Here is a 4,800-nt window from a genome sequence, read left to right as displayed (position 1 = left end):
CCAGATGTAAGTCGAAGTAAGGGAGGACGCAAGAAATCCACTACTACGCTTTCTGTTGGACAGGAAGCCTACACTGTATGCGAAGCATCAGTGTAGGTAGTTCACATTAGGAAAATCTGACAATCTAAAATCTCCAATTTGTCTGTCTTAGCCTCTAGTTTTTCTAAGGTAAAGTTGGTTCGGAAAAGCTGAGGGGATTTTTCACCTCATTTTTGGGGGATTCTTCGGTTAAGTTGGTTGAGGGCTTCTCACATTTCGAGGTGCTGTCATCTGTTTCGTTAGTTAACCCAGCAGGACGCAGAGCAACTAAGGCAGTTTTGACAATAACAGCCGTTGGGACAGCGACAATGACACCCAAAAGTCCGCCGACTCTAGCACCAGTTAAGACAGAAATTAAAATCCACACTGGATTCAAGCCAGTAAAACTGCCTAATATTCGTGGAGCAATTAAATTTTCTAAAATTTGTTGCACAATCACTGCGGCAATTAATACTCTGGCTCCCATCCAAAAATCTTGCAAAGCCACTAATGAGGTTGTCAGGATGATACCCACGGAACCACCAAAGGGGACAAGAGCCATAATGCCGATAGTGAGACCAAATAATAATCCAAATGGCACTTTCAGCCACAAAAAGGCAGGAATCAAAGCGGATGCCATGCAAGTAGATAAAATTAGCTGTGTAATAAAAAAGTTTTGGAAACTGAGGCGGACAGTTTGAGAGAAAGGATCACGAAATCGGCTCGGTAGCCACTCGACTAAACTTTCCCAGAGTTCATCACCATGCTGCAAAAGGTAGAAAGTCAGCACCATTGTCAGCAGAAAATCTAGCAAACTAGTGAAAGTAACAACAGCTAAATTCAGGACTTGCCCAGCTATAGCTTGTAGTTGTCCCTTGACGCGATCGTTTATTTGCACTACAAGAGCATCAAGGTTAATCGGTAAGCCGAGGAGTTCTGCTTTCTCATTTAACATCATCAACTGCGATCGCCCAGAATCAATTAATTCTGGTAAACGCGCCACCAGTTGTTGAGCTTGGGTCAGTGCTAACGGAAACAGCGTCACACCTAACGCTAACAAAATCGATAACGCCAATAAAAACACCAAGATAGCGACTTGCTCGCGCTTGGCCCCGTGACGCTCCATCCAGCTAACGGGGTAGTTGAGCAAAAATGCCAGTACCGATGCCCCGACTAAAATAACTATCAAGGAGTGGAAATAATCAAAAATTGCGGAAAGCGCCCAACCATTTAGAACTAGTAGTGGGGCGAATAGGGCGATCGCTCCGATTCGCGCTATTGGTGTGAGTGTCTGCCACCAGTCAATTAGCTTGCGTGTCTGCATCTTTAGCCGCTTGCGAGATAAAACTAAATAAAATCTTTCTCTAAAGCCTATTATCTCTGACTACATTACTGTGTTTCATCTCTCTAGTTTAGGATTAGACTCAGCCAAATGGAAAATCTTGAACCAATTAGTGATTCAGAAGGAGTAGACGTGGGAAATCTCTCCACCCAAACCCAGGAACAAAATCCTCTCAATCGTCAAAGCCAGCTGCTAATTTATTTAATTCCAGTAATTGGTGTTCTGCCATCACTATGGACGCTTTATCTTCGCCAAGGCAGCCGGGAACAAATGAAAGTTAGTCGCCTGTCTATTACTCTGACATTTACTTGGCTGCTAGCTTATCTCTTATTAGCCACTGGAGCCGCAACTTCCGAATTTTTTGCATTGCGTTTATTGATACTCAATAGCTTGTTAACATCTGGTTATTTTATAGTAAGTATCTGGCTAATATTTCGGATTATTCAAGGTCAATCTAGTCGTTTACCAGGGTTGAGTAACTTCGCCGAAAGTGTCCTAGGCAAGTATTTATCTTGATGCTTTTAAGCAAACATTTAGGCAGTATTATTACTGAATTTTTATTTAATTAAAAATTAACTCCTATCAGGTCTGGTCAAACTGACTTATTGTTGTCATACTTCAATAAAACACATCCAGATTGGCCGCAAAAAGGATAAATCCTGCTATAAGTGTTGTGGTTGACACAAAGCGCGAAAAGTCAACAAGGTTAATTAAGAGTTAACTACTATGAGTTGATGTATTTGCATATAGATAATCTGCAAATTTGAAATTAATCAGCAAGTGTGAGGAAGTCAGTGACCATTCAAAGAACTTCGGCGGAAGATAACCACTCAGCAAAAACCCCTAAATCAAAGGGCAAAAAGTCAATAAATCCTAAATCTGGACGTTGGTTGTGGTTCTGGGTGGGTATGAGTGGTATTGCAATGGTGTCAGCAATGGCAGGAGCTTTGTTAGCTGTTTCTTTCACCAGCAAGCCATTACAGGAATTTTTAACCAGTACACCGTTGCAACAAGCTGATCTCAGTCCTCAAGAAGAAGCGGTCTTTGATCAAGATTCGATATCTGGTGCTGGATTCAGATTTTCGGAATTAACTCGCCCTGTGAATGTTTTAATCATGGGTATGAGTGTCTTACCACCAGATATTCAAAATCCTCCCACAGAAACCAAAAATCTTCGATACCTACCGCAAGTCAATTCCTTTGATGGTCTTTCTGATGTCATGCTCATGGTCAAATTTGACCCTGAGACGAAAAAATTAGTTATGCTCTCGATTCCCAGAGATACTCGCACAGAAATTGAAGGGCATGGAACACGGAAAATTAATGCGGCCAATGTTGAAGGTGGGCCGGCTTTGACAGCTAAGACTGTCAGCAATCTTTTGGGCGGTGTAGCAATCGATCGCTACATCCGCATTAACGTTTTGGGAGTAGCAAAACTCATTGATGCTTTGGGTGGCGTGACTGTATACGTTCCCAAAGATATGAAATATCAAGATGATTCCCAACATCTATATATCAATTTAAAAGCAGGCAAACAACATCTCAATGGCGACCAAGCCTTACAGTTACTGCGTTTTCGTCACGATGAATTAGGGGATATAGGCCGAATTCAACGTCAGCAAATGGTCATACGTGCTTTGATTGACCAAAGCCTCAACCCTGCTACAGTAACTCAGTTACCCCAAATTCTGAATGTTGTGAAAGAACACATCGACACTAATTTAACAGTAGAAGAATTAGTGGCTTTGATCGGTTTTGGGGTGCGTACCAATCGCTCAAACATGGAAATGTTGATGTTACCAGGACGTTTTAGCGAGAAGGGTGAGTTTGATGCTAGCTATTGGTTGCCAAGCAAAGATGGAATTGGCAAACTCATGACTAAACACTTTGGTTTAGAATCCAATGCTGAAACCACCCAATCGCAGCTCAATGACCCAGGCGCATTACGCATTGCAATTCAAGATAGTACAGGTAGCGCGCGCGCCAGCCTCAGACCTTTAGTGAGAGCTTTAGAAACTGCTGGTTATCACAATATCTATGTATATAAGCCTTGGAATGAACCTTTGGATGTCACTCGAGTTGTTGCTCAACAAGGAGATGGTAGCAGTGCGGAATCGATTCGTGATGTTTTAGGTTTAGGTGAAGTACGTGTGGAAAGCACTGGTAGCCTCAACTCAGATGTGACTATTCAGGTGGGTAAAGATTGGTTGCAAAAACAATCTTTGTTGAATACTTCTCCTCAACCTTAATTTTCAGCTTCAATTCACAGAGGTTTATCTAGGCTGAAAATGAAAACCTTATCAGCCAATATATTGTTTATGTACATAATTAGGATGGGCAAAATGACCATCCTAAAAATATTTCTATTCTTTAAATAATATAGAAGTTAAATATCCCATAAATGATCCTATTCAAATGAGTAATCATAGATTCACGCTGGTAACGACAAATTCCGCAGACTATGGCAATTTATAGCTAGCAACACGAATAATTAACTCGCCTTGACGGGGATTTTTTTTAAAGACAAATGCGCCTTCTTCTTGTTCTCCACTAGATAAAAAGTCTATGTATTGTTCTCCAGTTTCTGCTACTTTCCCATCAATTGTTAATTCGGCTGTAACTTGAACCGACTCTGCTGTTTCTCCACCCTGATTAATCACTTCAAACAGTACATAAAATTGACCATCAATTTCCCGAATTTTTTCTTTATTGATCACAGTAATTACAGGTGGTCGATTGTCTTCGGTGTACCAAGTGTAAACAACCAAACCAACAATCATCGCTAGAATTAGTGATGCCAGACTAAATGTAATCCATTCTGCTGGCGATCGCTTTGGTTTTTCATCTCCTGTTGTCATATTGCTAACCTACCCGCTGCACCGCCAATTGTGGCAGGTAAACCTAATAATAAAGTGTGTTCTAACCACATTTTCCCAGGATCATCCAAAGTTAACTTTTGGAAAAACCACAGCATGAACGCACTTGCTACTAGTGAAACTAAGTAGGACATAATAGTTTCACTAGATGGTCTTTGAAAAATTCCTTTTTGTTGTCTGCGCTTTTGCTGATCGGAAAAACCGGCTTGAAAAACTATCCCATAAGAAATTATTAAAGAAGCCGCAATCATGGCTAACAACCAAGGTGGTGAAATAGCAGCAGCTAACAGAGTAATTTCATCAGTTGGTGCAATATTAAAGGCAATGACAGTAGCTCCTATTAAAGTTGCACCTAAATCGTCTAAAGTAGCCCGTAAATGATATTTTTGAGATTTTGGATCATCCTGGGCTTGCTGATTAACTGAATTTTCTGGATTGGAATTTTTACTATCTCCTAAGAGGATGTTTTAAAAGTGGAAGCGAGTCAAAAATCATGCAAGTCGTCTGACCATAATACGAATCATGGCAATATAGATGAATGTTTCTGAGGTTTCAGGAAGGCGT

At 40.9% G+C, this 4,800-nt stretch carries 4 protein-coding genes and 1 pseudogene; 2 read left to right on the top strand and 3 right to left on the bottom strand.

The annotated features are described in order from the left end of the window. Nucleotides 1-163: 163 nt before the first annotated feature. Entirely contained in the window at nt 164-1,342 is a 1,179-nt protein-coding gene (locus tag H6G69_RS33345) for an AI-2E family transporter (RefSeq protein WP_190693995.1), read from the bottom strand. A 108-nt stretch (nt 1,343-1,450) separates the two neighbouring features. Here H6G69_RS33345 and H6G69_RS33340 point away from each other — a divergent pair, with 108 nt between their 5' ends. Next, nucleotides 1,451-1,876: a hypothetical protein gene (locus H6G69_RS33340; protein WP_190693994.1), complete on the top strand. Its 426-nt coding sequence runs from the start codon at nt 1,451-1,453 to the stop codon at nt 1,874-1,876. Nucleotides 1,877-2,154: 278 nt separating this feature from the next. Next, entirely contained in the window at nt 2,155-3,609 is a 1,455-nt protein-coding gene (locus H6G69_RS33335) for an LCP family protein (protein WP_190693993.1), read from the top strand. Between the two features lie 210 nt (nt 3,610-3,819). Here H6G69_RS33335 and H6G69_RS33330 read toward each other — a convergent pair whose 3' ends face one another. Both H6G69_RS33330 and H6G69_RS33325 read right to left on the bottom strand, forming a co-directional pair. Next, on the bottom strand, nt 3,820-4,218 hold the full coding sequence (locus H6G69_RS33330; protein ID WP_190693992.1) for a TIGR02588 family protein: 399 nt from the start codon (nt 4,216-4,218) through the stop codon (nt 3,820-3,822). Then, nucleotides 4,215-4,703, bottom strand: a pseudogene (locus H6G69_RS33325) (TIGR02587 family membrane protein); the annotation flags it as partial. The pseudogene H6G69_RS33325 and the gene H6G69_RS33330, both read right to left, overlap by 4 nt. Nucleotides 4,704-4,800: the final 97 nt, after the last annotated feature.

It is taken from the genome of Nostoc sp. FACHB-110 (assembly GCF_014697425.1).
GTDB lineage: Bacteria > Cyanobacteriota > Cyanobacteriia > Cyanobacteriales > Nostocaceae > Nostoc_B.
The sequence above is the reverse complement of the archived record's forward strand: the minus strand, read 5'-3'. Positions and strand labels throughout refer to the sequence as shown.